This is a genomic window from Zhihengliuella salsuginis, assembly GCF_014651715.1.
Classification (GTDB): Bacteria; Actinomycetota; Actinomycetes; order Actinomycetales; family Micrococcaceae; genus Zhihengliuella; species Zhihengliuella salsuginis.
Genome location: NZ_BMXK01000003.1, coordinates 225,943 through 251,973 on the forward strand (window position 1 = coordinate 225,943; position 26,031 = coordinate 251,973).

Here is a 26,031-nt window from a genome sequence, read left to right on the forward strand (position 1 = left end):
CCGATGAGCCAGACGCACACGTCCCCGGCGGCGGACACGGCGGCCGGATCCGCGCGTGGCGCCGGCGGGGCGGCACCACCGGCGGCCCGCGCCCGGCGCATCCGGCGCGACGACGTCGTCAAGTTCATGTTCGTCGTCCCGGCGGCCGTCTACGTGGCGCTGTTCTTCGGGTACCCGGTGGTGAAGAACATCATCATGGGGTTCCAGGAGTACACGACCCAGACGTTCTTCACCGGAGAGGCCCCGTGGGTCGGCCTGGCCAACTACGTGACCGCGATGAGCAGCCAGCTCTTCGTCCCGGCCCTGTGGAACACCGCGGTCTTCACGTTCGGCTCGATCGCCGGCCAGTTCGCGATCGGCCTGGCCCTGGCCGTCTTCTTCCACCGCAAGTTCCCGCTGGGCGGGTTCATGCGCGCCGTCCTGCTCCTGCCGTGGCTGCTTCCGCTGATCGTCGCGAGCGCCACCTGGCGCTCGATCATGGAGCTCGACGGCGGCGTCCTCAACCAGACGCTGCAGGCGGTCGGGCTCGACGCCGTCCCCTGGCTGACGGACCCGGATCTCGCCCTGACCGCCGTGATCCTCGTGAACATCTGGGTCGGCATCCCGTTCAACGTCACGATCCTCTACGGGGGCCTGCAGGAGATCCCGGAGGAGCAGTACGAGGCCGCCGCGCTCGACGGGGCCACCGGCTGGCGGGCCTTCTGGCACATCACGCTGCCGAACCTGAAGGGCGTGATCTCCGTGGTGCTGATCCTCGGCGTGGTCTACACGCTCAAGGTCATCGACATCATCCTCGGCCTGACGAACGGCGGACCCGCGAACGCCACGCAGACCATCGCGATCCGCTCCTACCAGTCGTCCTTCGTGGACTTCGAGTTCGGCGTCGGGGCCGCCTTCAGCAACGTCCTGATCCTGATCTCGCTCGTCTTCGCGCTCGTCTACCTCCGCACCACGCGCCGGTCGGCCAATTAGAAAGGAGTACCGAAGTGACAACCCCCGTCGCACAACGCGCCGACTTCCGGCCGGCTTCCGTCCGTTCCCGCAAGGACCTCCGCTACACCGTGCTCGGAGCCGTCTTCGTCGCGGTCATGCTCTTCCCCGTCTACTGGATGGTGAACGCCTCGCTGCAGCCCTCCGGCAACACCCTCAACGCGGCGTTCTTCCCGACGAACCCCAGCTTCGACGGGTACGCGACCGCGATCGCCGACCAGGGGCCGAACCTGGTGACGTCCCTGATCGTCTCGCTCGGGGCCGTCGTCGTGTCCCTCGCGATCGCGACCCCGGCCGCGTACGCGCTGGCGCAGTTCCGCTACCGCTGGATCGACGCGGCCCTGCTGGTCATCCTCATCGCGCAGATGATCCCGGGCATCGTCATCGCCAACGCGCTCTATGCCGCCTACAACACGCTCGGCCTGCTGAACACGACGGCGGGGCTCATCCTCGCCGACGCCTCGCACTCGATCCCGTTCGCAATCCTGATCCTGCGGGCCTTCATGCAGGGGCTGCCGCCGTCGATCCTCGAGGCGGCCCGCGTCGACGGGGCCGGGCACGTGCGGGCCTTCGTCTCGATCGCGCTGCCGGTCTCGCGCAACGCCGTCGTGACCGCCGCCCTGTTCGCGTTCCTTTTCGCGTGGAGCGACTTCCTCTTCGCGCTGACGCTGACCACCACGGACGAGCTGCGGCCCGTCACGCTCGGCATCTACCAGTACCTCGGGACGCAGGTCTCCAACTGGGGAGCCGTCATGGCCACGGCCGTGCTCTCCTCGCTGCCCGCGATCGTGCTGCTGCTTCTGGCCCAGAAATTCATTGCCGCCGGGGCAACCGGCGGCGCGGTCAAGTAGACGGCGAGCGGCGGCGTCGTACCCGTCCTTCCCACCGACCGGACCGGCCGCGGCCGGTCCGATGAACCAACACCTCGATCAAGGAGTACACCGTGAACGGCACCACCACGCCTGAATATCCCGTCAACGTCGTCGTCTGGGGCGAGAACCGCCACGAGCAGACCCAGCAGGAGGTGCGCGACATCTACCCCGACGGCATGCACACCACCATCAAGGAGGGCATCGAGGAGAACCTGGGCGAGCGCGCCCGCGTGCAGACCGTCACCCTCGACGACCCCGAGCACGGGCTCACCGAGGAGCTGCTCGCCGACACCGACGTCCTCGTCTGGTGGGGGCACGCCGCCCATGCCGAGGTCGACGACGAGATCGTCGCACGGGTGCACCGCCACGTCCTGGCCGGCATGGGACTGCTGGTGCTGCACTCGGGGCACTGGTCCAAGATCTTCACCAGGCTGATGGGCACCACGTGCACGCTGCGCTGGCGCTCGAAGGACGACCGCGAGCTGGTCTGGACCGTGGACCCCACGCACCCCATCGCCCGCGGCATCCCGCACCCCTTCACCATCCCGGCCCAGGAGATGTACGGCGAGCAGTTCGACGTTCCCGCCCCCGACGAGCTGGTCTTCCTCTCCACGTTCACCGGCGGCGAGGTCTTCCGTTCCGGCATGACCTACCGGCGCGGCCACGGGCGGATCTTCTACTTCAGCCCGGGCGACCAGGACTACCCGGTCTACCACCAGGAGGAGGTGCGCCGGGTGATCTCCAACGGCGTCGAGTGGGCCAAGAGCCTGCGCCCCGAGCGTGCCACGCCGACCCTGCTGCGCTACGACCGCGAGGACTTCTACAACGGCCACGGGTACGAGGGGGCGATGGAGAATTGAGCCCGTTCGAGACCCGGCCCGCCGACCGCCCGCTGCGCCTCGTCCAGGTCGGCGCCGGCGGGATGGGCCGGGCCTGGCTGAAGACCATCGCCGGGAATCCGGACGTCGAGCTCGCCGGAGTCGTCGACCTCGATCTCGACGTCGCCCGTGACGCGCTCGCCGCACTCGCCGCCGCCGGCGTCGACGGGGTGGACGAGGTCGTCACCGGCCGCTCCGTGGGCGAGGTCGCCGCCCGTTCCGGCGCCGATGCGGTGGTCAACGTGACGGTGCCCGCGGCGCACCGCCCGGTGAACGAGGAGGCGCTCTTCGCGTCGCTCCCGGTGTTGTGCGAGAAGCCGGCGGCGCCGACGGTCGCCGAGGCCCTCGGCCAGGCCGCGGCCGCGCAGGCGGCGGGGCAGCTGCTGATGATCAGCCAGTCCCGCCGCTACTTCGCCGCCCTCGACGCGCTGGCCGCCCAGGTCCGCGAGCTCGGCGAGATCGGGACTGTGGACTGCGGGTTCTTCAAGGCCCCGCACTTCGGCGGCTTCCGCGAGGAGATGGACCACGTCCTGCTGGTGGACATGGCCATCCACCACTTCGACGCCGCCCGCCGCCTGATCGGCGCGGACCCCGTGGCCGTGTACTGCGAAGAGCACAACCCGGGCTGGTCCTGGTACCGCGGCGCCGCCAACGCGTCGGCGATCTTCGAGTTCGCCTCCGGTGCGCGGTTCGTCTACGCCGGCAGCTGGTGTGCGCCGGGGGAGGAGACCAGCTGGAACGGGCGGTGGAGGATCAGCGCCGAGCGCGGGACCGCCCGCTGGGACGGGGACGCCGCGCCCGTGGCGCACGAGCCGCCCGCGGCGCCGTCGACCGCCGCGCTTGAGCCGCGGGCGGAGGAGACGGCCGGCGCGCTCGCCGAGTTCGTCGACTGCCTGCGGACGGGACGCGTCCCGGAGACGGCGGCCGCGGAGAACGCGCGCAGCCTGGCGATGGTCGAGGCCGCGATCGCCTCGTCCGAGTCGGGGGAGAGGGTGCGGATCGACGAGACGATCGCGGCCTCGCTGCGCGCGGCCCTGGCTGCCGAGGAGCGTCCCGCCGTCCGCGCGCGGCTCGAGGCGATGAGAACCGGGGCAAGGTGAGTATCGCGCGGCGCCCGTCCCTCGGTTGGCACTTTGGCGGGTGCCGTCGTGGGCGAGACCGTGGCGCTGCTCGGTCTGGCCCTCGTGTTCGCTTCCCGTGCTCCGGTGGCTTGTCAGGATTCTCAGGGGCGCAGCGCGGCTGCCAGCGGGAGCAGGTTCTCGTCGATGACCGCTGTGATAACGCTTTCGTCAACGCGGAAGTATTCGTGTATCACGACGTTTCGGAGGCCGATGATGGCCGGCCACGGGATCTCGGGGTGATCGGAGCGTACGTGATCCGGGAGTGCACGGGCGGCCTCTCCGATGACGGCGAGGTTGCGAAGTACGGCGTCGTAGGCCATCGGGTGGGCGACCTCGTCGGTTGAAACCAACCAGGGTCGGTATGTCCGGCACCGTTCGACGGCATTCAGTATGTCGTCGATTCGCTCGTCAGCATCTCGCGTCACAGGGGTATCGAATCTCGGCGAGCGGTGAGGGAGACTCGTGTCCGGAGCAGGTCTGTGGTGACGACGTCCACTCGGGTCCCGAGAAGTTGAGATAGTTCCTCGCCCAGGCCCGAAATGCGCATCAACGGGTTCCCCATGTCTGGGGCGAGGTCGACGAGAAGGTCGACGTCGCTGTCCGCCCGGGCGTCCCCACGCGCAACGGATCCGAAGAGGCGCGGCGAAGTCGCACCGTAGCGCAGGAGAAGCGCGTCAACTCCCGCACGGTTCTCCGCCAGCGACTGCCGGAGCGCGATGGTGCGAGGCGTTGGGATCATGATTAATACCATACGACTTTTGCTCGACCGCCGGGAGACTGTCGTCGGCAGCGGTCGGGCGAGGAACGGCCGGCCAACCGCGTCTGCGGAGAAGTCCACCGGAGGTCAGCCGGCGGCGAGGCGTGTCAGCGCGCCGGGCTCCGTGCCGAGCAGGCGCTCGACGAGGTGGCCGAGGACGCCCGAGCGCGTCGCGGCCGGCCGCCAGTGCACCAGGGCCTGGGCGTTGAGGCCGTCGATCATCCCGAGCAGGTGCCAGGCCACCTCGTCGGGGTCGGCGATGTCGAATTCGCCGGCGGCGGCACCGGCCTCGACGACCTCGCGCAGGGCGGCGTGCCAGTCGTCCATGACGTCGCGGACGCGCGCCGCGAGCCGCTCGTTGGACCGGCCCAGCGTCCACGCCTCGACCCAGACGAGCGTCACGTCGTCGCGGGTGGCGTCGAACACGGTGGCCAGGAGCTGGGCCAGCCGGCGCGCCGGCGTCGGCGCCGTCGCGAGGATCTCGCGGACCTCGTCGAGCTCGGCGCGCGTGATCCGCTCGAAGCACGTCGCGACCAGGTCGTCCATGCTCGAAACATAGTGCGCCACGAGACCCGGGGCGACAGATGCGCCGGCGGCGACCGAGCGCAGTTTGACCGCCGAAAGCCCCTCGTCACACGCGATTTTGATGGCGGCGTCGAGGATCTCGGCGGACCGCTGGGCGGGCGGCTTGCGACTGGTGGCTCTTGACATGGTCAGTCCAGTGTAGCTACGGTCACATCGAGTTGTTGATCACATGGTCAATAAGAAGTCGCAGACCGACGGGACCCCACGCATGGGCAACGAAGTACTGACCAGACCACCCGGAGGCGCCCCCTCCGTCGCGTCCGGAACCGCGCCGGCCAACGCTCCCGGCCACGTCGAGCAGCACGGCCTCGACTACATCGCGCCGTCCGAGCGCGGCGGGTCGCCCGTCTCGCTCTTCTGGATCTGGATGAGCGCGAACGTCCTCTACCTCTACTTCGTGATCGGCGGCGGACTGGTGCTGCTCGGCCTCTCGGTCGTCGAGGCGCTCGCCGTCACCGTGGTCGGCAACCTGTGGTGGGCCGTCGTCGGCTGGCTGGCCGTCAGCGGCCCGGCCGCGGGAGCGCCCAGCGTGACCATCATGCGGGCGATGTACGGCATCCGCGGCAACCGCATCTTCGGCGGCGCGCTGGGCGTGCTCATCGGGCTCTTCTACGAGGTCATCAACATCGCGGTGGGCACCTTCGCCGCCCTCGCGCTGCTGCCGCTGATCGGCGTGGAACCGGGCGTCGTCGGCCAATGGAGCGTCCTGCTCGTCGTCGCCTTCCTCAGCTTCGTGTTCAGCGTCTACGGCCACGGAACGATCATGGCCCTGGCACCCTACTTCTCGGCGGCCCTCGCGCTCGCATTCGTGGTGCTCGGGTACTTCGTCCTGACCGCCGCCGACTTCTCCTACACCGCCCCGGAGATGCCCGCCGGCGAGCGCTGGGCGCTGATCGCGCTCGGCTACGCCATCGTCGCGGCCGGCCCGCTGTCCTGGGGCACCGGCGCCGACTACTCGCGCTACCTGCCGAAGTCCACGCCCCGTCGCGGCGTGATCGGGTGGACCGCTCTGGGCGGCTTCATCCCCTCCGCCGTCATCGGCTCCCTCGGCGTTCTCGCCGCGACCGCGATCGACATGACCGACCCGCAGCAGACCATTTCCGAGATCGTCCCGGGATGGTTCACGCCCGTCTTCCTGTTCGTCGTCTTCCTGGGGACCGTGACCAACAATGTCCTGGTCGCCTACTCCACGGGGCTCTACGCACAGGGGCTGGGCGTGAAGCTCCCGCGCGCGGCCACGGTCGTCGTCACCGGCGCCGCCGCCACCGCCATGGCCGGCTGGCTCGTCTTCGCGGCACCCAGCTTCCTCGACACCCTGAACGCGGCGCTCGAGCTGAGCGTGAGCGTCCTCGGCCCGCTCGTGGCGGTCTACGCCGTCGACATCCTCCTGCGCCGCAACCGGTACGACGGCGTCGCGCTCAACGACGAGTCCCGGGGAAGCGACTTCTGGTACAGCCGCGGCTACTTCATCCCGGGCATCGCCGCGATGGTCGTCGGGACCTCCGTGTCCCTCTTGCTGGTGAACTCGACCCTCTTCGTCGGCCCGGTCGCCGCGGCGCTCGGCGGAGCGGACCTCTCCGCGGTCTTCGCCCCCGTGATCGGAGGTGCGGTCTACGCGATCCTCTGGCGCACCACCGCGCCCTTCAAGAACCCCTCACTCCGTCCCGGCGCCGGTGCGCCGGACGCACACCGAATGGAGACCGCAGCATGAGCTGGCGCATGCCCGCAGAAACAGCCGACCACGAGCGCACCTGGATGGCGTTCCCGCGCCCCGGAACCACGCTGGGCGACGACGCCGCCTCGGCCGGCGAGGCCTACGCGGCCTGGACCGCCGTGGCCCACGCCGTCGCCGAGTTCGAACCGGTCACCATGGTGGTCGACCCCTGCGAGACCGGCCGGGCGCGCGACCTCCTGGGGAGCGGGATCGATCTGCTCGAGGCGCCCCTGGACGAGTTCTGGATGCGCGATGTCGGCCCCACGTTCGTTCTCGACGACGAACGCCCGGGAGTGCTCGGCGCTGTCGACTGGATCTTCAACGGCTGGGGCGCCCCGGCGTGGGCGGAGTGGGACAAGTCGGCGAAGATCGGGGCGTTCGTCGCCGAGGCGGCCGGGGCCGAGCGCGTGCCGTCGCTGCTGGTCAACGAGGGCGGCGCGATCCATGTCGACGGCGCCGGCACGGTGCTGGTGACCGAGACCGTCCAGCTGGACCCGGGCCGCAACCCGTACGCGACGCGCGAGCTCGTCGAGGCCGAGCTGGCCCGCACGCTCGGCACGTCGAAGGCGATCTGGCTGCCCCGGGGACTGACCCGCGACTACGAGGACTTCGGCACCCGCGGGCACGTCGACATGGTCGCCACGCTCCCCGAACCCGGGCGCCTCCTGCTCCACCACCAGACGAACCCGGAGCACCCCGACTTCGAGGTCTCACGCGCCCTGCGCGAATTCCTCGCCGACCAGACCGACGCGGCCGGGAACCCGTTCGAGATCCTCGACGTGCCGGCCCCGTCGACCCTGCGGGATGGCGACGGGTTCGTCGACTGGTCCTACGTCAACCATCTGGTGGTCAACGGAGGGGTCATCGCGTGCGGGTACGGCGACGCGCGCGCCGACGCCGCCGCGGCCGAGCTCCTCGCCGAGGCCTACCCGGGCCGGCGCGTGGTGACCGTCCCGATCCGCCCCGTGATCGACCGCGGCGGCGCCATCCACTGCATCACCCAGCAGCAGCCCAAGCTCGGCGTTTGAAGCCCGTGCAGAGTCGAAGGAGCAGAACCGTGAGCCGCTACCGAGTCGTTGAGGCGTCCATCGCCCAGCTACGCGCCGACCTGGGATCCGGCGCGGTCACCGCGGTCGAGCTGGTCGAGGCCTACCTTGCCCGCATCGACGCGTACGACGCGTCGGGCCCGGAACTGAACGCCGTCGTCGTCCGCAACGACCTCGCGCTCGAGGAGGCCGCCGCCTCCGACGCGCGCCGCGCCCGCGGCGAGACGCTCGGCCCGCTGGACGGCATCCCCTACACCGCGAAGGACTCCTATATGGCCCGGGGGCTGACGGTCGCGTCCGGCTCGCCGGCGTTCGAGCGACTGGTGGCGCAGAGGGACGCGTTCACGATCAGCCGCCTGCGCGCCGGCGGCGCCATCCTGCTGGGCCTGACCAACATGCCGCCCATGGCCAACGGCGGCATGCAGCGCGGCGTCTACGGCCGGGCCGAGAGCCCGTACAGCGCCGACTGGCTGACCTCGGCCTTCGCCTCCGGTTCCTCCAACGGGTCCGGCACGGCCACCGCAGCGAGCTTCGCGGCGTTCGGGCTGGGGGAGGAGACGTGGTCCTCGGGCCGCGCGCCCGCCTCCAACAACGCTTTGTGCGCCTACACGCCCTCGCGCGGGGTCGTCTCCGTCCGCGGCAACTGGCCGCTGGTGCCGACCATGGACGTCGTCGTGCCGCACACCCGCACGATGGCCGACCTGCTCGAAGTGCTCGACGTGATCGTCGCCGACGACGCCGAGACCCGCGGCGACTTCTGGCGCGTGCAGCCGTGGGTCGAGATCCCGGCGGCCTCGGCCGTGCGGCCGGCGTCCTACCCCGCGCTCGCGGGTTCGGCGGGGCACGACGAAGGCACCTCCGGCCACGGGACCCGCGCCGCCTCCCCGCTGGCGGGCCGGACCATCGGCGTGCCCGCCATGTACATCAACCAGGACGACGACGCGGGCACCGGCCCGGCCTTCCGCGGCCTCGACGGCGTGCGCGGCATCGGCGGCTCCACGGGGCAGCGGATCGAGACCCGGGCGAGTGCGATCGACCTCTGGGAGGCGGCGCGCGCGGATCTGGAGGCGGCGGGCGCGACCGTCGTCGTCGTGGACTTCCCCGTGGTGACCAACTACGAGGGCGACCGGCCCGGGGCGCCGACCATCGCCACGCGCGGGCTCGTGAGCCCCGAGTACCTGCAGCGCGAGATCGTGGACCTGTCCGTGTTCGGCTGGGACGACTTCCTGCGGGCGAACGGCGACCCCGCCCTGAACCGCCTGGCCGACGTCGACGGGGAGCGGATCTTCCCGCACCCCGACGGCGCCCTGCCGGACCGGTACCACGGGTTCGACGACGACATCGCGTCCTACCCGGCGCACGCGGCCGAACACCTGGTGACCGACGTGACGCAGATCCCCGAGCTGGAGGCGGGCGTGCGCGGGCTCGAGGAGACCCGCCGCGTCGACCTCGAGGAGTGGATGGACGCCCGCGGGCTCGACGCCGTCGTGTTCCCCGCCGTGGCCGACGTGGGGGCCGCCGACATGGACGTGAACCCCGCCTCCGCGGAGGCGGGCTGGCGCAACGGCGTGTGGGTCGCGAACGGCAACTTGGTCCCGCGCCACCTGGGGATCCCGACCGTGACCGTGCCGATGGGGACGATGGCGGACATCGGCATGCCGGTCGGGTTGACGTTCGCGGGCCGCGCGTACGACGACAACGCGCTGCTCGCCCTGGCCGCCGCGTTCGAGGCGACGGGGGACCGGCGGATGGTCCCGCCGCGCACGCCCGAGCTCGGCTGACCGGCGGGTTCGTGTCCCTGCCGCCCGCGGCCAGATGACCTGCAAGAATCGGGCGAACGATTGAGTTTCAGCCCCGGTTTTTGCAGGTCATCGCTGTTGGGCGACCCGCTCCCCGCCCTCTTGCCGGCGCCCGGTCAGAGCCGCGCGGGCTCAGCGGCAGAAAACACCTCGCGCCCGCCCACGAACGTCGCGACGATCCGGGACGCCAGCAGCGACTGCGGCCCGTCGGCGAACGGGTCCGCGTCGAGGATCGCGAAGTCCGCCCGGTATCCGGCGGCGATCATGCCGCGGTCCGCGCCGTCGCCGACGGAAATCGCCGCGTCGCGGGTCGCGTGGCCGATCGCGCTCGCGAGCGGCAGCGCCTGCTCGGGTTCGACCGGCGCGAAGGAGGCGTCGAGCGCCGAGTGCCGCGTCGTGGCGACGTACATGTTCCCCAGCGCGTCGTGCGGGGCGGTGGGCGCGTCGGTCGAGAACGCGAGCAGCGCGCCGGCGGCCTCGTACTCGCCCCACGCGAAGCCTCGGGCCGCGCGCTCCGCGCCGAGCATGGCGTCCCAGTTCGGGCGGACCGCGGCGTCGGTGTGCACCGGCTGCATCGACGCCGTGATCCCCAGGGCGGCCAGGCGTTCGGCCGTGCCCTCGGCGGCGTACTCGAGGTGCTCGATCCGGTGCCGGCGCTCGCGCTCCCCGTTGGCGGCGACGGCGTGCTCGAGCGCGTCGATCGCGTTCGTGCTCGCCGCGTCGCCGATCGCGTGCACGGCGATCTGCAGGCCGAGCCGGTCGGCCTGGACGACGGCCGGCCGCAGCGCCTCCAGCGGCCAGATCGGATCGGCGTTGGTGCCGTCCGTGTAGGGCGCGCCGAGCGAGGCGGTGCACGCGTCGATGACGCCGTCGGAGATGAACTTGACCCCGACCACGCGGAAGGAGCCGCCGAAGTCGCGCCCGGCCAGCTCCGCCGCGCGCCGGATCTGCGCGGTGTTGCGCTCGGCGTCGCCGTGGTTGTCGATGAGCCAGTGCGCGGCCAGGCGCACGGGCAGGTCCCCGCCGTGCCGGGCCAGGGCGCGTTCGACGGCGGCCAGGTCACCTTCGCCGAACGCCATGTCGACGGCGCCGGTCACGCCCGCGGCGAGGTAGGCGTCGAACGCCCGGTCGAGGGCCGCGTCGCGGTCGGCGTCGGTCGTGTGGGCCTCGAGGTACGGCCAGACGAACTGCGTCGCGGCCGTCTCGAGCAGCAGGCCGGTGGCGCGCCCGTCGTCGTCGCGGACGATCCGCCCGCCGATCGGGTCCGGCGTCTCGTCGGTGATCCCAAGCTCGGCCAGGGCGGCCGTGTTGACCCAGCACGAGTGCAGGTCGTTGGCGTCGAGGTAGACCGGGATATCCGGCGCGACGGCGTCGAGCATCGCCGCCGTCGGGGTCCCGCCCGGGACGGAATCGAAGAGCCAGCCGCGACCGAGGACCCGCGCCGCAGAGGGATCCTCGGCGCGGGCGCGGGCGATCCGTTCCAGGATCTGCTCCAGGTTCCGGGCGGAGGTCAGCTCGACCTTGCCGAGCGCCTGGCCGGTCATCAGCAGGTGGATGTGGGCGTCGATGAATCCGGGGACCAGCACGCGGCCACCGACATCGACCGTGCTCGCGTCGGCCCGGGCGAGTTCGGCCGCGCGGTCCTCGTCGCCGACGAAGACGAACCGGCCGTCCTCGACGAGCGTGGCCCGGGCCGTGGGGGCCTCGGCGCCGGTCTCGGCGGTGAAGATGCGGGCGTTGCGGTAGAGGGTCTGTTCCATGGTGTTCCGTTCTACGGGTGTCAGGCGGTCGGCTGGGCGGCGCGGCGGACGTCGTCGTCCTGTGCCGGGCCGGCGGGCGGCTCCGAGCTGTTGTCCGCCGCGGCGCGGCTGATCCGCGTCGAGAGCGCGGCGACGCCGGCGGTGGGGACGGCCAGGGCAACGCTCGTGATGCCGAGCGCGATGGTGAACCCCTCAGGTCCGAAGGCCTCCAGTAGAGAGGCGCCGATGATCGGGGTGAGGGCCGACCCCACGAGGTACGTCGCCAGCAGGGGGGCCGGACCACCGGCCGTCGGCCGAGAGCGCTGCCGCGACGGCCACGAAGTACATGAAGCACAGGGCGTAGACCGTGTTCCAGGCGATAAAGGCGACGATGAACGCGGTCGGGGAATCCGCGAAACCCGTGGCGGCCTTGAGGGCGCCACCGGCAACGAGCAGCACGACCAGCGGGACGGCGCGGCCGAGCCGGTCTCCGATGATCATCAGACCGATCGATCCCAGTAGACCGCCCGCGGTCGCGCCGCTCAATGCGATGCCCAGGCCGGCCGGCGTGAGCGCGGCCTGCATCTCGCCGACGGCCCCGGCCATCGCCCAGAGGGAGTCCTCGCTGATGGCCCACAGGGTGAACGTGACCAGGAGGACGAGGCCGGCGGCCAGTAGGCGGCGGTCGCTGCGCGGCGCCGGATCGCCCGAGCGGCGCCCGTCGGGCAGGGGCAGAGCTTCGGAGACGCCGGAGATGCTGGGGGGTGGACGTCGTCGGCGCCTTCGGGAGCCAGGGCGAGAGGGCCAGCCCGATGACGCAGAAGAGCGCGAGCGACCCGAAGACGTTGATCGGTGCGACGCCAAGGACCGGGATCACGGCGAGGACGACGGTGATGACGCCGCGGTTCGCGAGGCCGTTGAACCCGGCGATGCGGTCCGGGTCGCGGAAGGCGGCGAAGGCGGCGCCCGATGCGGCCACTGCGCAGCCGACTCCGGCGCCGCCGGCGAGCAGGCCCGCAATCGCGACGCCCGGGGCGGGAACGAACGCCGCCGCTCCGAAGGCCGCCAGGCCCAGCGTGAGACCGGAGCGGGCGACGGTGTGCCAGTGGGGCCCGGCGCACCACGGTGCGACGGCGAGCCCGACGACGGCGGTCAGCAGGAGCACCCCCGTGACGACCCACCCCGCGGACAGGAAGGAGAGGCCAGCAGCGTCCTGGAGCGCGGTGATCATGTAGGGCGACAGGTTGACGCCGAGGTAGCCGGCGATGCCGATGAGGAAGGTCGCGGACGTGGTGCCCAGGCGCATTGGCAGGCGGGGATCGGCGGGTGTGAGGGTCATGACGGCTCCATAGCTAATGGCATTAGTTTTTAAGAGTATGACGCAGGTCACCGAAAATGAAAACCCGTGGAATCGAGGCGTCGCGTGCGGCCGCAGCCGAGCCGGCGGGTAGCGTGGGGGCGACGGCGCCGGGCCCGGGCCGTCGGGACGGTGAGGAGGAGAACGTGGGTAGACCCGTGAGGGCGCGGCTGTCGACCGCCGCAATTGCGGACGCGGCCGTGGAGCTGATCGACTCCGGCCAGCCCTTCGGGCTCAATGCTGTGGCCCGCCGCCTCGGGGTTAAGCCCCCGTCGCTGTACAACCACGTCGACGGCGTCGACGAGATTATCGAGCTGGTCCGCGGCCGACTCGCCGCGCAGTATCTCGCCGAAGCGGGAACCGACGCGGAATGGGGTGAGGTGCTCGAGTCGATGATCCGGGCAGAGCGGCGGATGTACACCGAGCACCCGCACGTCGTCCCGCTCATCGCGACCAGCACGGTTCGCGACGAGGGCGTGATCCGCTCCTACGATCTCAAGGCGACCCACCTGGTCCGCGCTGGGTTCCCGGAGTCCGAGGTGCTGGTACTCGTCCAGCTGCTCGATGCCTTCGCGCTCGGTTCCGGCCTCGACTATGCGGCGCCGGACGCCGTGTGGGAGCCGTCCGGTCCGACGAAGACGCTCGGCCGCCTCCTCGGCGCCGGGCCGCCCGGGCGGGTCCGCAATGAGCAGGCGTTCGAGGTCGGATTGGGCATCCTGATGGACGGGCTACGCGAGCGGCTCGCCCGTCACGTGGCGGACGCTTAGTTCGGCACGCGCCGACTCGGGCTCACCAGGCGTACCCCACGAGATCGGCGAGAAGCTCGTCCGGGTCCGCCAGTGGCGCCGACTCCGGCAGCCCGTGCGAGGCGAACCAGGTGTGGATGTTGTGGCAGTCGCGCGCCAACAGCTCGATGCCGCGCGGATTGCCTGCCAGGTCCACCAGCTGCGGCAGATCGATGACCACGAGGCGTTCGCCGGCCACCAGCACGTTGCAGGGGGAGAGGTCCCCGTGAGCGAATCCCAATGAGGCCAGGGTTCGCATCGCATCGACAAGCTGTTCCCACAGGTAGGCCGCCAGCTCCGGTTCCGGTCGCACCTGATGCAGGCGTGGTGCCGCGGCCCTCGGTTTCTGTGGGTCGGCGATGAACTCCATGAGGATCTCCAATCCGTCCCACTGGACCGGGTAGGGGACCGGCGCGCCGGCCTCGAACGCCATGCGCAGGTAGTTCCACTCGGCGGCGACCCAGCGGCCCGCCTCGACCCTGCGTCCGAACGCCGTTCCCGCGTTGAGGGCGCGGGCATCGCGGGATCGCTTGACTGCGCGGCCTTCGTTGTAGATGGCGGCCCGGCGGAAGCTGCGGTGCTGCAGGTCCCGGAATCGCTTCGCCGCGAGCAGCGCCGATTCGGTGGACGTGGCGCGTTCCAGCAGGAAGACGTCGGCCTCCTTGCCGGTTTTGAGGACGCCCAGGTCGGTATCGATCGCCCCGGCATCTTCAATGACGAACTCGGGGTAGGGCGCCGGCCCGCGCTGGAGCTTCTCCACGCTGGGCCAGGTCGAGAAGCGCTGGCCCGGACCCAGTGCGTCGTCCAGTGGATTCCAGTCAGCTGACCGGTCTGCGAAGGCATGTGATTGAGGCATCTCAATCAGTGGAACACCACTATTTGACTTAAGTCAATCACTGGCTCGTACGGCAGCGTATGCCGGCACTCGCCCGACCTATCGGCGCTGGAAGTGGTTTCACTGGGTGAAATCGTTTTCATTAATCCTCTGGTCGGCGAGGTTCGAGGCGGGTGTGAGGTGCCCATAATCATCTAAATTTAAGGCTTGACATGCCGATCATGAGGATCGAGCTCTGGACGTCAAGAGCGCAAGCGCTTACAGTTTGTGCTCTGCGTCACAATAAATCGGCCTTCGTGTCGAGGGGTGGCGTGCTGCTCGGGCCCTCCGGGCGGGCAGACGCATCAAAGCAAAGGAGCTGTATCCATGAAGGAAGGTCAACGGTCCAGGCGCAGGAGGAGCGGGTCGCGCGGTCGCGGTCGGTCCGGCGGGGGTTTGCCCAGAGCGCTCGCCGCCGCGGGGGCCATCGGCGCGATGGCAGCGGGACTGCTGGGCGGCGCGGCGCCGACGGCGGCCGCGACGCCGGATAACGGCGGGCGCGACGTGGTGCTGAACCTGTTCCAGTGGACCTGGGACGCGGTCGCCGCGGAGTGTGCGTCCACGATCGGCGACGCGGGCTTCGGCTACGTCCAGGTCTCGCCGCCCGCCGAGCACATTCAGGGCGATACGTGGTGGACGTCTTACCAACCGGTCAGCTACCAGGTTGAGTCGAAGCTCGGCACGCGCGCCGAATTCGCGAACATGGTGCAGACCTGCAACGGCGTCGGCGTCGAAGTCATCGCGGACGCGGTGATCAACCACACCACGGGTGCCGGACAGTCCGGCTACGGCACGGCCGGGTCCTGGTACGCGGAGGACGACTTCCCCGTCTACTCCGCCCAGGACTTCAACGACTGCCGCGAGAACATCGACGACTACACGGACCGCTGGGAGGTCCAGCACTGCCGGCTCGTCGGTCTCCAGGACCTGCGCACCTCGAGCGAGTACGTGCAGCAGACGATCGCCGACTACCTCGACGACCTCGTCTCCCTCGGAGTGGCAGGCTTCCGCATCGACGCGTCCAAGCACGTCCCCGCGGCGGACCTCGAGGCCATCAAGTCCCGCATGGTCAACTCCGACGTCTACTGGGTGCACGAGGTCATCGGTGCGGCGGGCGAGCCCATCACCGAGGACGAGTACCTCGGCAGCGGCGACTCCCACGAGTTCGACTACGCCCGCCAGCTCAAGCACGACTTCGACGGGCAGATCGCGAACCTGCGCTACATCGGAGACAACAAGCTCCCCTCCGACCGGGCCGGCGTGTTCGTCTCCAACCACGACACGGAGCGCAACGGCGAGTCCATGAGCTACCAGTGGGGCGCCAAATACACGCTCGCCAACACCTTCATGCTCTCCTGGCCGTACGGCTCCCCGACGGTCTACTCCGGCTACGAGTTCTCCGACTTCGACGCGGGGGCGCCCGGCGCCACCGCCGACTCCGTCGCCGACGCCGAGTGCGACTCGGGGCAGTGGACCTGCGAGCAGCGCTGGGACGAGATCCAGGGCATGGTCGGCTTCCACAACACCGTCGGCGACGCCGAGGTCACCCGCTGGTGGGACGACGGCGGCAACCACATCGCCTACGGCCGCGGCGACAAGGGCTACGTCGCGATCAATAACAACGGGTACGAGGCGAGTCGGACCTACACGAGCGATCTCCCGGCCGGCGAGTACTGCGACGTCATCGCCTCCGGCGACTGCACCCAGACCGTGACGGTCGCCGCCGACGGTACCTTCACCGCGACCCTGCCGGCCTACGGTGCGCTCGCCCTGCACGTCGGCGCCCCGGGCGGCACGACGACCGATCCGGGCGACGGCGAGGAGACCGCCGACGTGAGCGTCTCCGTGCAGGCCGAGACGACCTGGGGTCAGGACGTCCGCATCGTCGGCGACCAGGGCGAGCTCGGCAACTGGGACCCGGCCGCCGGCGTCGTCCTCTCAGCTGACGGCTACCCGCAGTGGACCGGCGCAGTCGACCTGCCCGCCGGTACGACGTTCGAGTACAAGTACGTCAAGTACGACGGCGGCACAGCCGTCTGGGAGTCCGGCGACAACCGCGTCGCGACGGTCGGATCCGACGGGTCGCTCGCGCTGAGCGACACCTGGCGCGGCTGACGGACATCGAGGTGCGACGAGGCCGCGCCGGCCCGGGAGGACCCGGGCCGGCGCGGCCTCGTCGCGTTCAGTTCCGGTGTGCGGACGCTGGGCCGATCGTGTGATCCCTGCTACTCTGGGTTCTGATTACTGACCGATCGTTCAGGAAGGAATTGTCGCCGATGACAACCCATACGGCCCCCGCCGCCCAGGAAGCCCCGATCGTCCCCAGCTACGTGAAGGATGCGTGGTGGACGCCGTCGGACGGCAGTCGCGCAGCCGACGTGCTCGACGCCAACACCGGCGAGCTGCTGGCCCGCTTCGGCTCCGACGGCCTCGACCTGGCGAGCATGGTGGACCACGCCCGCACCGTCGGCCAGGACGAGCTCGGCAAGCTGACCCTGCACGAGCGCGCGCTGAAGCTCAAGGAGCTCGCGCTCTTCCTCAACGAACGCCGCCAGGAGCTCTACGAGGTCTCCTTCGCCACCGGCGCCACCAAGATCGACTCCATGGTGGATATCGACGGCGGCATCGGCGTGCTCTTCACGTTCAGCTCGAAGGGCCGCCGCGAGATGCCCAACAACAACGTGGTCCTCGACGGGCCGGCCGAGCTGCTCTCCAAGGACGGCTCCTTCCTCGGCACGCACGTCTACACGCGCATCCCGGGCGTCGCCGCCCAGATCAACGCCTTCAACTTCCCGGTCTGGGGCATGCTCGAGAAGTTCGCCCCCGCGTTCGTCGCCGGCGTCCCGACCATCGTCAAGCCCGCGACCCCGACCGGCCACCTCACCGAGGCCTGCGTGCGTCTCATGATCGACTCCGGCATCCTCCCGGCCGGCTCCATCCAGCTCATCTCCGGCTCGGCCCGCGAGCTGCTGGACGTCATGGACTACCGCGACATGCTCTCCTTCACCGGCTCGGCCAGCACGGCACAGCGCCTGAAGTCCCACACCAACGTGATTGACGGCGGCGTCCGCCTCACCGCCGAGACGGACTCGCTGAACGCCGCGATCCTCGGCCCCGACGCCGAGCCGGGCACCCCGGAATTCGACGCGTTCGTCAAGGCCGTCGTCACGGAGATGACCGTCAAGGCCGGACAGAAGTGCACGGCCATCCGCCGGACCATCGTCCCGAAGGGCCGTGAGCAGGCCGTCGTGGAGGCGATCTCCGAGCGCATCGCGAAGCGCGTCGTCGTCGGCGACCCGCGGGCCGAGGGCACCACCATGGGCGCCTTGGCGTCCCTCGAGCAGCTCCGCGACGTCCGCAGCGCGGTCGAGTCCATGCTCGCCGCCGGCGGCGAGCTCGCCTACGGCACGCTCGACGCCCCGGTGGTCCGGACCGCGGGCGGGGACGACGCCGTCGTGCCGGCGGGGGCGTTCATGTCGCCGCTGCTGCTGACGTGGGACGACGTCGACGCCGAGGCCGTGCACTCGCAGGAGGCCTTCGGCCCCGTGACCAGCGTGCTCGGCTACGACGACGTGGCCGACGCCGTCCGCCTCGCCGCCCGCGGCGCCGGCTCGCTCGTGGCGACCGTCTGCACCAACGACCCGGACACGGCCCGCGCGCTGACGGTCGGGATCGCCGGCCACCACGGCCGCGTGCACATCCTCAACCGCGAGACGGCCCGGACCTCCACGGGGCACGGCTCGCCGGTCCCGCAGCTCGTCCACGGCGGCCCCGGCCGCGCCGGCGGCGGCGAGGAGCTCGGCGGCATCCGCTCCGTCAAGCACCACATGCAGCGCACCGCCCTCCAGGGCTCGCCGAACCTCCTCACGGCGGTGACGGGCGTCTGGCATGCCGGAGCGGACCGCCGGATCGCCGGCAGCGAGACGTTCGGCGCCGACCCGGCCAACGTGCACCCGTTCCGCAAGTCGCTCGCCGAGCTGCGGGTCGGCGACGCGTACGCCTCCGACCTGCGGAAGGTCGAGCTGCAGGACATCCTGGACTTCGCCGCGGAGACGGGCGACACCTTCTACGCCCACACCGACGCGAAGGCGGCCGAGGCCAACCCGTTCTTCCCGGGCCAGGTCGCGCACGGCTACCTGCTCGTGTCGTGGGCGGCCGGGCTGTTCGTCGAGCCGGCGCCGGGCCCCGTGCTCGCGAACTACGGGCTCGAGAACCTGCGCTTCATCACCCCCGTGGCCGCCGGGGACTCGGTGCGCGTGACGCTCACGGCCAAGAAGATCACCCCGCGTGTGACCGACGAGTACGGAGAGGTCGCGTGGGACGCGGTCCTGCACAACCAGGAGGGAGAGATCGTCGCGAACTACGACGTCCTCACGCTGGTCGAGAAGGAGGACACGACCTACAAGAACTGGGGCTGACCGACGAGTCGAGCGGCGCCGGGTCCCTGCGGAACCGGCGCCGCTTTCGGCGTTTAAGGTGGAGATGCGACCCGGATATCGCTAGGTTGACTAGGGACCAGTGTTCTGACAACCGACATCTGAGGTGAACAGCATGACTGCGCTGTCAAGATTGGCCAAGCGGTGGGGGCTGCAGACGAGCTCCTTCCTCTTCTTCGTTTCAGCCGGAATCGTAGTGGTCTTCGCAGCACTCACCATCGCGTTCGTGGAACCGATGGGGAACGCCTTCGGCGCCGCATCCACCTGGCTGCTGACCAACCTCGGTTGGTTCTACATATTCGGCGTCTCGGTCTTCCTCCTCTTCTTGATCTATCTGGCCATCAGCCGCTGGGGGCGGGTGCGGCTCAGCGAGGAGGACGAGGGGCCGGAGCATTCGGACAAGGCGTGGTTCGCGATGCTCTTCGCGGCCGGCATCGGCACGATCCTGATGTTCTGGGCGGTCGCGGAACCGGTCAACCACTTCGCGAACCCGCCGCGGGCCGGCGTCGAACCGTCGAGCATCGAGGCCGCGCGGGAGGCGATGGGCTTCACGCTCTACCACTTCGGCCTGCACACGTGGACGATCTTCACCCTCCCCGGTCTGGCCTTCGCCTACTTCATCCACAAGCGGCGCCTGCCGCCGCGGGTCAGCTCGATGTTCCAGCCGTTCCTCGGCGAGAAGATCCACGGGCCGATCGGGCGGGCGATCGACGTCGTCGCGATCGTCGGCACGGTGCTCGGCGTGGCGGTCTCGATCGGCCTCGGCACCCTGCAGATCAACGCCGGCCTGTCCGAGCTGCTGGGCATCAGCGAGTCGGCCGGAGCCCAGATCATCATCATCGCCGTCGTCACGGGCGTGGCCATCCTGTCGGTGGCGGCGGGCCTGAACCGGGGCATCAAGGTCCTGTCCAACATCAACATCCTGGTCGCGATCGGGCTGCTGCTGTTCGTGCTGATCACGGGCCCGACCCTGGTCATGATCAAGGGCACCGTCGAGAGCGCGGGCACCTACCTCTTCATGCTGCCGGACCTCATGTTCTGGAACGACACCTTCCACGACACGGGCTGGCAGGGCAGTTGGACGGTCTTCTACTGGGCCTGGACCATCACCTGGTCGCCGTTCGTCGGCATCTTCATCGCCAAGATCTCCAAGGGCCGCACCATCCGGCAGTTCATCACCGGCGTCCTCGGGTTGCCCACGCTCTTCACCATCGTGTGGTTCGGCATCTTCGGCATGGGCGTGTTCGACATCGAGATGAACGGCGACGGCGGGCTGGTGGAGCGCGTCGTGGACCAGGGGGACATCCCCGGCGCGATGTTCGAGTTCCTGACGAACTTCCCGCTCGCCACGCTCACTTCGTTCGTGGGCATCGTCCTGGTGGCCGTCTTCTTCATCACCTCCATGGACTCCGCCGGCCTGGTGCTCGACACCATGACCAACGGCCACGAGGATCCGGCGCCCACCAAGCAGCGCGTCTTCTGGACGTTCTCGGTGGGCCTGGTCGCCGCGGCCCTGCTCATCGCGTCCGGGGACGAGGGGCTGTCCGTCCTGCAGGACTTCATCACCGTGGTCGGGCTGCCGTTCTTCGTGCTCGGCTTCCTCATGATGGGCAACATGCTCCGGGCGCTGAAGGAGGATGCGGGCGAACTGCCGCCACTGCAGACGCGCCGCTGGCTGCGCGTCCTGCCGCCCGAAGAGTGGATGCGTCGCCGTCGTGCCGGGACCGCGGAGGACGCGGTCATGGTTCCGGAGCCCGTCGCGGGCACCGAGCCCGAATACACGGACGACCCGTTCGACCTGTCCTCAGACCCCCACAACGATGACACGGAACACTCCGAGAAGTCGGCCAAAGAATAGGCGCACATAGACAGCGGCCCCGGAACGAATCAACGTTCCGGGGCCGCTGCACGTTGCACCGCGGTCAGGCTCAGTACGCCTTGACGCGCTGCTCCACGATCAGGTGGATGAGGGCGAACGTGCCGGCCTGGTTCGCCGCGAGAGCCGCCTCCACGGCGGCCGGGACGTCGGCGTCGGCCTCGACCCGCACGCCGAAGCCGCCGAAGGCCTCGGCCATCTTGGCGAAGTCCGGGTTCTGCAGCTGGGTGCCCGAGATCCGCTCGGGGTAGTCGCGCTCCTGGTGGGTGCGGATCGTGCCGTACTCCTGGTTGTCCATCACGACGACGAGCGGCCTCGCGCCGTACTGGGCCGCGGTGGCCAGCTCCTGGCCGTTCATCAGGAACTCGCCGTCGCCGGCGATCGAGACGACCGTGCGCTCCGGGTAGCTGAGCGAGGCGGCCACGGCGGACGGGATCGAGTAGCCCATGGAGCCGTTGCGGGCGGAGAGCATCGACGCGTAGCCGTTGGTGGGGAAGTAGCGGTGCGCCCAGTTGGTGTGCTCGCCGGCGCCGAAGGTGACCATGGCGTCGTGGGGGAGCTTCGGGACGAGGTTGGCCATCAGCGTGGCCATCCGCGCCGCACCGTCGCCAGGGGCGGGATCCGGGAGGGCGGCGAACCTCTCCTGCTCGCCGCGCATCCGGTTGGTCCACTCCTTCCACGAGTCCTTGACGTCCAGCTCCATGCGGACGAGGTCGCGGACGAACACGTCCGGCTTGGCCACGATCTGGTGCGAGACGGGGCCGGAGCGGCCGCGCAGCGCCGGGTCGATCGTGACCAGGAAGTTCTTCTGGTCCCAGTTCTGGCGGATGTTGAACCCGTCGGTAATCACATCGCCGGGGACGGTGCCGACGAAGACCAGCAGGTCGGTCTCCTCCAGCAGGTCGAAGGTCGGCTTCGGGCGGCCGTAGCCGATCGGCCCCACGTAGGAGGGGGAGTCGAATGGGACCGTGCCCTCGCACCGCCACTCGGCGGCGGCCGGGATGTGGTGGGCTTCGAGCCACTTCGTGAACTCGGACGCGCCCTCGTCGGTCCAGTCGTTGCCGCCGAAGATGAACAGCGGCTTCTCCGACTCCTTCAGTGCCTCGTTGAGGGACTTCCAGTCGGTCACGGTCATGCCGCCGTAGGCGACGGGGATCGGCGGGTGCAGCCGGGCCGGGACCTGCTTCTTGATGATGTCCTCGGGCAGCCCGACGACGACGGGGCCGGGACGGCCGGAGACGGCGGCGAACATCGCCTCGGCGACGATCTCCGAGGCGCGCTCCGCGTGGTCGAGCACCATGACGCGCTTGGCGCCGGTGCCGAACCAGGCCTTGGGGTCGAACTCCTGGAAGGCCTCCTTCTCGCGGTGCTCGTACGGGATCAGGCCGACGAAGAGGACCAGCGGGGTGGAGTCCTGCCACGCGGTGTGCAGGCCGACGTGGGCGTTCGCGGCGCCGGGCCCGCGGGTCACCATCGCCACGCCGGGGACCGGGTGCATCTTGCCGTCGGCTTCGGCCATGTAGGTGGCCCCGCCCTCGTGGCGGCACACGACTGTGTCGATCTCCGAGTGGTGCAGGCCGTCCAGGACGTCGAGGTAGCTCTCCCCGGGGACGACGTAGGTGCGCTTCACGCCGTGCGCCTCGAGGGTGTCCACGATGACGTGGCCGGCGGTTTTGGTCGGGGTGTCGACGGATCCGGCCAGAGGAGCCGGAAGCGTTTCAGTCATGTTGATGGGGCCTTTCGCCTTTGAAAGTCGGGGATGACTTTCAAGCTACCGGAGCGGCGCGGCTACGGCTAACCAGCGTGTGGCACTGTGACGAAAAGCGGGGGCCGGCGTGATCCTAGTCGCGGTAGGGGCTCGGCGGGTAGGCCGCCGCGGAGCCGTCGTCGTGCTGGTCCCGGGCGCCGGACGCCGCGTTCGCGGCGCCCGCCGGGCGCAGCGCACCCCAGACGAAGTACCCGTAGCCGGCGACGAGCAGCTGCAGCACCAGCGCGAGCAGCGTGCCGAACGCGGGCGTGCCCGAGAAGAGCGTGGCGACGCTGGCCGCGGAGCCGGCGACGACGGCGAGCCAGGCGAAGCGCACGCCGTTCGCGACGCCGACGAGCGCGGCTGTGACGACGGCGGTGGCCGCGTAGGCGAGCCAGATGCGGCCGGTCGAGGGCTGGAAGGCGTAGCCGTTGAACAGGAACGGGCCCCACTGGGCTGCGGTGAGGAGGAGCGCCAGGACTGCGCCCCAGACGAGCTGCGGCAGCGCGAACGGTGCGCGCCCGACGTCGCGCGTGAAGCGGCCGCGGAGGTCGAAGGAGCTGAAGCGCCACAGGCCGTAGGCCGCGATCGCGAGCGCCGGCACCGCGAAGACGAGGCCCTCGTAGCCGAACGACAGCGCGAGCACGAGGGGGCCCGCGAAGACCGCGAGGATCTGGACCCACCAGCCCAGGTCGTTGCGGTGGGCCAGCAGCATGAGGGCGACCGCGGTCAGCAGGGTGCTGATCGCCGCGAGCGCGACCTGGGTTCCGGAGTCGGAGCCGAAGGGCTGGTTGAAAAGGGTACTGAAGAGCTCATCCACGACGAGCCATCCTACCGGTGAAGGCTGTGCGGAACCGACGCGTCTACTTGTCGCGGGTGTGCAGGCCGTCGAGCATCATGCCGATGGCGTTCTCCTCGAGGCTCTCGGCGGTGACCGGGCCGTCCGGGCGGTACCACTCGACGAGCGAGTTGATGGTGCCGAAGAGCAGGCGGGTGGTGGTGCGCGGGTCGATGTCCCCGCGCAGCGAGCCCTCCTCCTGCGCCGCGACGACGAGCTCCGCGAGGCGTCGGTCCATGGCGCGGCGGCGTTCGAGCGCGCTCCGCTCGACCTCCGTGTTGCCGCGCAGCCGCAGCAGCAGGGTCACGTAGGACTGGCGCTCGATGAGCACGCGGATGGTGCCGCGCAGGAAGAACTCGAGCCGCTCGCCCGCGCTGCCCGTGCGGGCCCGCTCGTCGTCGCCGACCGCCTCGAGCGGGGCGAGCGCGTGATCGAGGGCCAGCCGCAGCAGGTCGCCCTTCGACGGCACGTGGTGGTAGATCGCCGACTTGCTGATGCCGAGGTTCTCGGCCAGCGTGCCCATCGACGTGGCGTCGTAGCCGTGCTTGTTGAAGACCTGGACCGCGATGTTGAGCACGGTCTCCTGGTCGTAGCCCGGCCGGCCGCGGCGCGCGCCACCGGCGGCGGAGTCGCTCCGGCCGGGTTCGGTATCAGTCGTCGTGGGCATGGGCTCTATCCTTTCACGCGCTCGCGCGGCCTACTTGTCGCGCAGGTCGTGGATGCGCTTGAGCTTGCCGACCGAGCGCGGCAGGGTCTCCGGATCGACGACGTCGATCCGGCAGGAGGAGCCGACGTGGATCTTGATCAGCTTCTGCAGCTCCGACCCGGCCGCATCGGCGCGGTCGGAGGTGCAGTCGTCGCGGCGCTCGACCCGCACGGCGAGTTGGTCCATCCGGCCGGGGCGGGTGATCTCCAGCTGGAAGTGCGGGGAGAGGCCGTCGACCTTGAGGATGAGCTCCTCGATCTGCGTCGGGAACAGGTTGACGCCGCGCAGGATGATCATGTCGTCGCTGCGGCCGGTGATGCGGCCCATGCGGCGGTGGCCTTCGCGGGCGGTGCCCGGCAGCAGGCGAGTGAGGTCGTGGGTGCGGTAGCGGATGATCGGCAGGGCCTGCTTCGTCAGGGATGTGAAGACCAGCTCGCCGTGCTCCCCGTCGCCCAGGACCTGCGTCTCGTCGAAGGCGTCGACGATCTCCGGCCGGAAGTGGTCCTCCCAGATGTGGGAGCCGTCCTTGAGCTGGTCCGACTCGCCGGCGACGCCCGGGCCCATGACCTCGGACAGGCCGTAGATGTCGCACGCGTCGATGCCGAACATGTCCTCGAGCTCGCGGCGCATCTCGGCGGTCCACGGCTCGGCGCCGAGGACGGCCTTCTTCAGCGAGGTCGCGCGCGGGTCGAGGCCGGCGCGCTGCATCGCGTCGCCGATCGTCAGCAGGTAGGTCGGGGTGCACAGGATCGCGTCCGGGGCGAAGTCCTGGATCAGCGTGATCTGCTTCTCCGTCTGCCCGCCGGACATCGGGATCACGGTGGCGCCGAGCTGCTCGGCCGCCGCGTGGGCGCCGAGGCCGCCGGTGAAGAGTCCGTAGCCGTAGGCGTTGTGGACGCGCCAGCCCGGCTTCACACCGGAGAGGCGCAGGCAGCGCGCGCCGAGCCGGGCCCAGTTCTCCAGGTCGCCCCTGGTGTAGCCGACGACTGTGGCGCGGCCCGTGGTGCCGGAGGAGGCGTGGATGCGGGCGACCTCCTCGCGCGGGACGGCGAACATGCCGAACGGGTACGTCTTGCGCAGGTCCTCCTTCTCGGTGAAGGGGAACTTGGCCAGGTCGCCCAGCTCCTTGAGGTCGGACGGGTGCACGCCGGCGTCGTCGTACTTCTCCTTGTACAGCGGCACGCGGCTGTACGCGTAGGCGACCGTCTCCTGCAGCCGCTCCAGCTGCAGCGACTCGATCTGGTCGCGGCTCATCGTCTCCTCCGGATCCAGCGGGTTCGGAAGGTCCGGCGTGGTGGTTTCGGCGGCTGCTTGCGTCATTGCTGCTTACCTCTGTCTTGCTGGCGTGGTGGTCGGGTGGGGCGCGGGCGGTTCAGCGCTTGGGGATGGTGCGTGAGCGGCCGCGGAACTCGGCGATGACCTCGTCGTCGCCGCCGGGGACCGACTGGAGGATCTGCACGTCGTACAGTCCGCTGCGGCCGCTCTGCTGGCGCCGGTTGGCGACCGCGGTGAGCGTGCGCCCGGGGATGCCGGCGCGCAGGAAGTTCACGTCGACGCCGGAGGCCACGGTGATGGTGTCGGCGCTGCCCGTGTGCGGGTTGCAGGCGAGGGCGAAGGTCGTGTCGGCGAACGCGAAGATCATGCCCCCGTGCGCGATGCCGAAGCCGTTGAGCATCTCCTCGCGCAGGGTCATGGTGGTGGTCGCGTGGCCGTCGTCGAGGCGGCGGACCTTCAGGCCGAGCCAGCTCGCCGTGCGGTCGCCCTCGAGGATCGGGTGGGGCGGGCCGGCGGCGTCGTCGTGGCCGGGCGCTCCCGGGGCCGAGCCCGGCGCGGGGGTCTCGGTGGTGGCCTCCGTCATGGGCGGTCCTCCTCGTTTTATTTACCGAACGATCATTAGGTAATAACGAAAGT

Annotated in this window: 23 protein-coding genes; 11 read left to right on the top strand and 12 right to left on the bottom strand. The window is 70.3% G+C overall.

Features of this window, described 5'->3' with window-relative positions:
* The first annotated feature begins 3 nt into the window (after positions 1-3).
* From IE069_RS04645 to IE069_RS04660, 4 genes are all read left to right on the top strand, one after another.
* The gene (locus tag IE069_RS04645; protein WP_189348931.1) at positions 4-972 is read left to right on the top strand and encodes a carbohydrate ABC transporter permease; all 969 of its coding nucleotides are present in this window, start codon (positions 4-6) and stop codon (positions 970-972) included.
* A gap of 116 nt (positions 973-1,088) precedes the next feature.
* Positions 1,089-1,841, top strand: a complete 753-nt coding sequence (locus IE069_RS04650; protein ID WP_189349015.1) for a carbohydrate ABC transporter permease — start codon at positions 1,089-1,091, stop codon at positions 1,839-1,841.
* Positions 1,842-1,933: 92 nt separating this feature from the next.
* A complete protein-coding gene (locus IE069_RS04655; RefSeq protein ID WP_189348932.1) occupies positions 1,934-2,722 on the top strand; it encodes a ThuA domain-containing protein in 789 nt (262 codons plus the stop codon).
* The gene (locus tag IE069_RS04660; RefSeq protein WP_229790947.1) at positions 2,719-3,840 is read left to right on the top strand and encodes a Gfo/Idh/MocA family protein; all 1,122 of its coding nucleotides are present in this window, start codon (positions 2,719-2,721) and stop codon (positions 3,838-3,840) included. The genes IE069_RS04655 and IE069_RS04660 overlap by 4 nt, the downstream gene beginning before the upstream one ends.
* 122 nt (positions 3,841-3,962) lie before the next feature.
* Here the strand turns inward: IE069_RS04660 and IE069_RS04665 are convergent, their stop codons facing one another.
* The 3 genes from IE069_RS04665 to IE069_RS04675 all read right to left on the bottom strand — a co-directional run bounded on the left by IE069_RS04665 (position 3,963) and on the right by IE069_RS04675 (position 5,329).
* Positions 3,963-4,286 carry a HepT-like ribonuclease domain-containing protein gene (locus IE069_RS04665; protein ID WP_189348933.1) on the bottom strand — a complete coding sequence of 108 codons (324 nt, stop codon included), beginning with the start codon at positions 4,284-4,286 and terminating at the stop codon, positions 3,963-3,965.
* On the bottom strand, positions 4,283-4,600 hold the full coding sequence (locus IE069_RS04670) for a nucleotidyltransferase family protein (protein ID WP_189348934.1): 318 nt from the start codon (positions 4,598-4,600) through the stop codon (positions 4,283-4,285). Before IE069_RS04670 ends, IE069_RS04665 begins: the two co-directional genes overlap by 4 nt.
* Positions 4,601-4,705: 105 nt before the next feature.
* Positions 4,706-5,329, bottom strand: a complete 624-nt coding sequence (locus IE069_RS04675; RefSeq protein ID WP_189348935.1) for a TetR/AcrR family transcriptional regulator — start codon at positions 5,327-5,329, stop codon at positions 4,706-4,708.
* 82 nt (positions 5,330-5,411) lie between these two features.
* Between IE069_RS04675 and IE069_RS04680 the strand changes: the two genes are divergently transcribed.
* The 3 genes from IE069_RS04680 to IE069_RS04690 are packed head-to-tail and all read left to right on the top strand — an operon-like array spanning position 5,412 to position 9,744.
* A complete protein-coding gene (locus IE069_RS04680) occupies positions 5,412-6,914 on the top strand; it encodes a purine-cytosine permease family protein (protein WP_189348936.1) in 1,503 nt (500 codons plus the stop codon).
* Positions 6,911-7,945 (top strand): agmatine deiminase family protein, encoded by a 1,035-nt coding sequence (locus IE069_RS04685; RefSeq protein WP_189348937.1) that lies wholly within the window; start codon positions 6,911-6,913, stop codon positions 7,943-7,945. The genes IE069_RS04680 and IE069_RS04685 overlap by 4 nt, the downstream gene beginning before the upstream one ends.
* Before the next feature lie 29 nt (positions 7,946-7,974).
* Positions 7,975-9,744 carry an amidase gene (locus IE069_RS04690; RefSeq protein WP_189348938.1) on the top strand — a complete coding sequence of 590 codons (1,770 nt, stop codon included), beginning with the start codon at positions 7,975-7,977 and terminating at the stop codon, positions 9,742-9,744.
* A gap of 134 nt (positions 9,745-9,878) precedes the next feature.
* Here IE069_RS04690 and IE069_RS04695 read toward each other — a convergent pair whose 3' ends face one another.
* From IE069_RS04695 to IE069_RS04705, 3 genes are read right to left on the bottom strand one after another with little or no spacing between them, the layout of a single operon-like run.
* Positions 9,879-11,522, bottom strand: coding sequence for an amidohydrolase (locus IE069_RS04695; RefSeq protein ID WP_189348939.1), 1,644 nt, complete (start codon positions 11,520-11,522; stop codon positions 9,879-9,881).
* 20 nt (positions 11,523-11,542) lie between these two features.
* Positions 11,543-11,773, bottom strand: coding sequence for a hypothetical protein (locus IE069_RS04700; RefSeq protein ID WP_189348940.1), 231 nt, complete (start codon positions 11,771-11,773; stop codon positions 11,543-11,545).
* The gene (locus tag IE069_RS04705; protein WP_189348941.1) at positions 11,715-12,107 is read right to left on the bottom strand and encodes a hypothetical protein; all 393 of its coding nucleotides are present in this window, start codon (positions 12,105-12,107) and stop codon (positions 11,715-11,717) included. Before IE069_RS04705 ends, IE069_RS04700 begins: the two co-directional genes overlap by 59 nt.
* 897 nt (positions 12,108-13,004) lie before the next feature.
* On the opposite strand from IE069_RS04705, the gene IE069_RS04710 reads away from it, so the two are divergent.
* Positions 13,005-13,625 carry a TetR/AcrR family transcriptional regulator gene (locus tag IE069_RS04710; RefSeq protein WP_189348942.1) on the top strand — a complete coding sequence of 207 codons (621 nt, stop codon included), beginning with the start codon at positions 13,005-13,007 and terminating at the stop codon, positions 13,623-13,625.
* Between the two features lie 22 nt (positions 13,626-13,647).
* On the opposite strand, the gene IE069_RS04715 is transcribed toward IE069_RS04710, so the two are convergent.
* Positions 13,648-14,499: a serine protein kinase RIO gene (locus IE069_RS04715; protein ID WP_189348943.1), complete on the bottom strand. Its 852-nt coding sequence runs from the start codon at positions 14,497-14,499 to the stop codon at positions 13,648-13,650.
* Between the two features lie 414 nt (positions 14,500-14,913).
* Here IE069_RS04715 and IE069_RS04720 point away from each other — a divergent pair, with 414 nt between their 5' ends.
* The 3 genes from IE069_RS04720 (at position 14,914) to IE069_RS04730 (ending at position 20,811) form a co-directional block, all read left to right on the top strand.
* A complete protein-coding gene (locus IE069_RS04720; protein WP_229790948.1) occupies positions 14,914-16,632 on the top strand; it encodes a carbohydrate-binding module family 20 domain-containing protein in 1,719 nt (572 codons plus the stop codon).
* Between the two features lie 161 nt (positions 16,633-16,793).
* On the top strand, positions 16,794-18,935 hold the full coding sequence (gene paaZ / locus IE069_RS04725) for a phenylacetic acid degradation bifunctional protein PaaZ (RefSeq protein ID WP_189348945.1): 2,142 nt from the start codon (positions 16,794-16,796) through the stop codon (positions 18,933-18,935).
* A 133-nt stretch (positions 18,936-19,068) separates the two neighbouring features.
* Complete coding sequence (locus IE069_RS04730) at positions 19,069-20,811, top strand: BCCT family transporter (RefSeq protein WP_189348946.1); 1,743 nt, start codon at positions 19,069-19,071, stop codon at positions 20,809-20,811.
* A 70-nt stretch (positions 20,812-20,881) separates the two neighbouring features.
* On the opposite strand, the gene IE069_RS04735 is transcribed toward IE069_RS04730, so the two are convergent.
* The 5 genes from IE069_RS04735 to paaI form a co-directional block, all read right to left on the bottom strand.
* The gene (locus tag IE069_RS04735; RefSeq protein WP_189348947.1) at positions 20,882-22,555 is read right to left on the bottom strand and encodes a thiamine pyrophosphate-dependent enzyme; all 1,674 of its coding nucleotides are present in this window, start codon (positions 22,553-22,555) and stop codon (positions 20,882-20,884) included.
* 115 nt (positions 22,556-22,670) lie between these two features.
* A complete protein-coding gene (locus IE069_RS04740) occupies positions 22,671-23,396 on the bottom strand; it encodes a nicotinamide mononucleotide transporter (protein ID WP_189348948.1) in 726 nt (241 codons plus the stop codon).
* Positions 23,397-23,439: 43 nt separating this feature from the next.
* Entirely contained in the window at positions 23,440-24,081 is a 642-nt protein-coding gene (locus IE069_RS04745; RefSeq protein WP_189348949.1) for a TetR/AcrR family transcriptional regulator, read from the bottom strand.
* 30 nt (positions 24,082-24,111) lie between these two features.
* The gene (locus IE069_RS04750; RefSeq protein ID WP_189348950.1) at positions 24,112-25,440 is read right to left on the bottom strand and encodes a phenylacetate--CoA ligase family protein; all 1,329 of its coding nucleotides are present in this window, start codon (positions 25,438-25,440) and stop codon (positions 24,112-24,114) included.
* Between the two features lie 52 nt (positions 25,441-25,492).
* Positions 25,493-25,978: a hydroxyphenylacetyl-CoA thioesterase PaaI gene (gene paaI / locus IE069_RS04755; protein WP_189348951.1), complete on the bottom strand. Its 486-nt coding sequence runs from the start codon at positions 25,976-25,978 to the stop codon at positions 25,493-25,495.
* Positions 25,979-26,031 lie beyond the last annotated feature (53 nt).

Bases quoted from the DNA above. Each gene is read 5' to 3' on its own strand.
- IE069_RS04645 (WP_189348931.1), top strand. From the start codon at position 4: ATGAGCCAGACGCACACGTCCCCGGCGGCGGACACGGCGGCCGGATCC.
- IE069_RS04650 (WP_189349015.1), top strand. From the start codon at position 1,089: ATGCTCTTCCCCGTCTACTGGATGGTGAACGCCTCGCTGCAGCCCTCC.
- IE069_RS04670 (WP_189348934.1), bottom strand. From the start codon at position 4,600: ATGATCCCAACGCCTCGCACCATCGCGCTCCGGCAGTCGCTGGCGGAG.
- IE069_RS04675 (WP_189348935.1), bottom strand. From the start codon at position 5,329: ATGTCAAGAGCCACCAGTCGCAAGCCGCCCGCCCAGCGGTCCGCCGAG.
- IE069_RS04680 (WP_189348936.1), top strand. From the start codon at position 5,412: ATGGGCAACGAAGTACTGACCAGACCACCCGGAGGCGCCCCCTCCGTC.
- IE069_RS04685 (WP_189348937.1), top strand. From the start codon at position 6,911: ATGAGCTGGCGCATGCCCGCAGAAACAGCCGACCACGAGCGCACCTGG.
- IE069_RS04695 (WP_189348939.1), bottom strand. From the start codon at position 11,522: ATGGAACAGACCCTCTACCGCAACGCCCGCATCTTCACCGCCGAGACC.
- IE069_RS04705 (WP_189348941.1), bottom strand. From the start codon at position 12,107: ATGGCCGGGGCCGTCGGCGAGATGCAGGCCGCGCTCACGCCGGCCGGC.
- IE069_RS04715 (WP_189348943.1), bottom strand. From the start codon at position 14,499: ATGCCTCAATCACATGCCTTCGCAGACCGGTCAGCTGACTGGAATCCA.
- paaZ (WP_189348945.1), top strand. From the start codon at position 16,794: ATGACAACCCATACGGCCCCCGCCGCCCAGGAAGCCCCGATCGTCCCC.
- IE069_RS04730 (WP_189348946.1), top strand. From the start codon at position 19,069: ATGACTGCGCTGTCAAGATTGGCCAAGCGGTGGGGGCTGCAGACGAGC.
- IE069_RS04735 (WP_189348947.1), bottom strand. From the start codon at position 22,555: ATGACTGAAACGCTTCCGGCTCCTCTGGCCGGATCCGTCGACACCCCG.
- IE069_RS04745 (WP_189348949.1), bottom strand. From the start codon at position 24,081: ATGCCCACGACGACTGATACCGAACCCGGCCGGAGCGACTCCGCCGCC.
- IE069_RS04750 (WP_189348950.1), bottom strand. From the start codon at position 25,440: ATGACGCAAGCAGCCGCCGAAACCACCACGCCGGACCTTCCGAACCCG.
- paaI (WP_189348951.1), bottom strand. From the start codon at position 25,978: ATGACGGAGGCCACCACCGAGACCCCCGCGCCGGGCTCGGCCCCGGGA.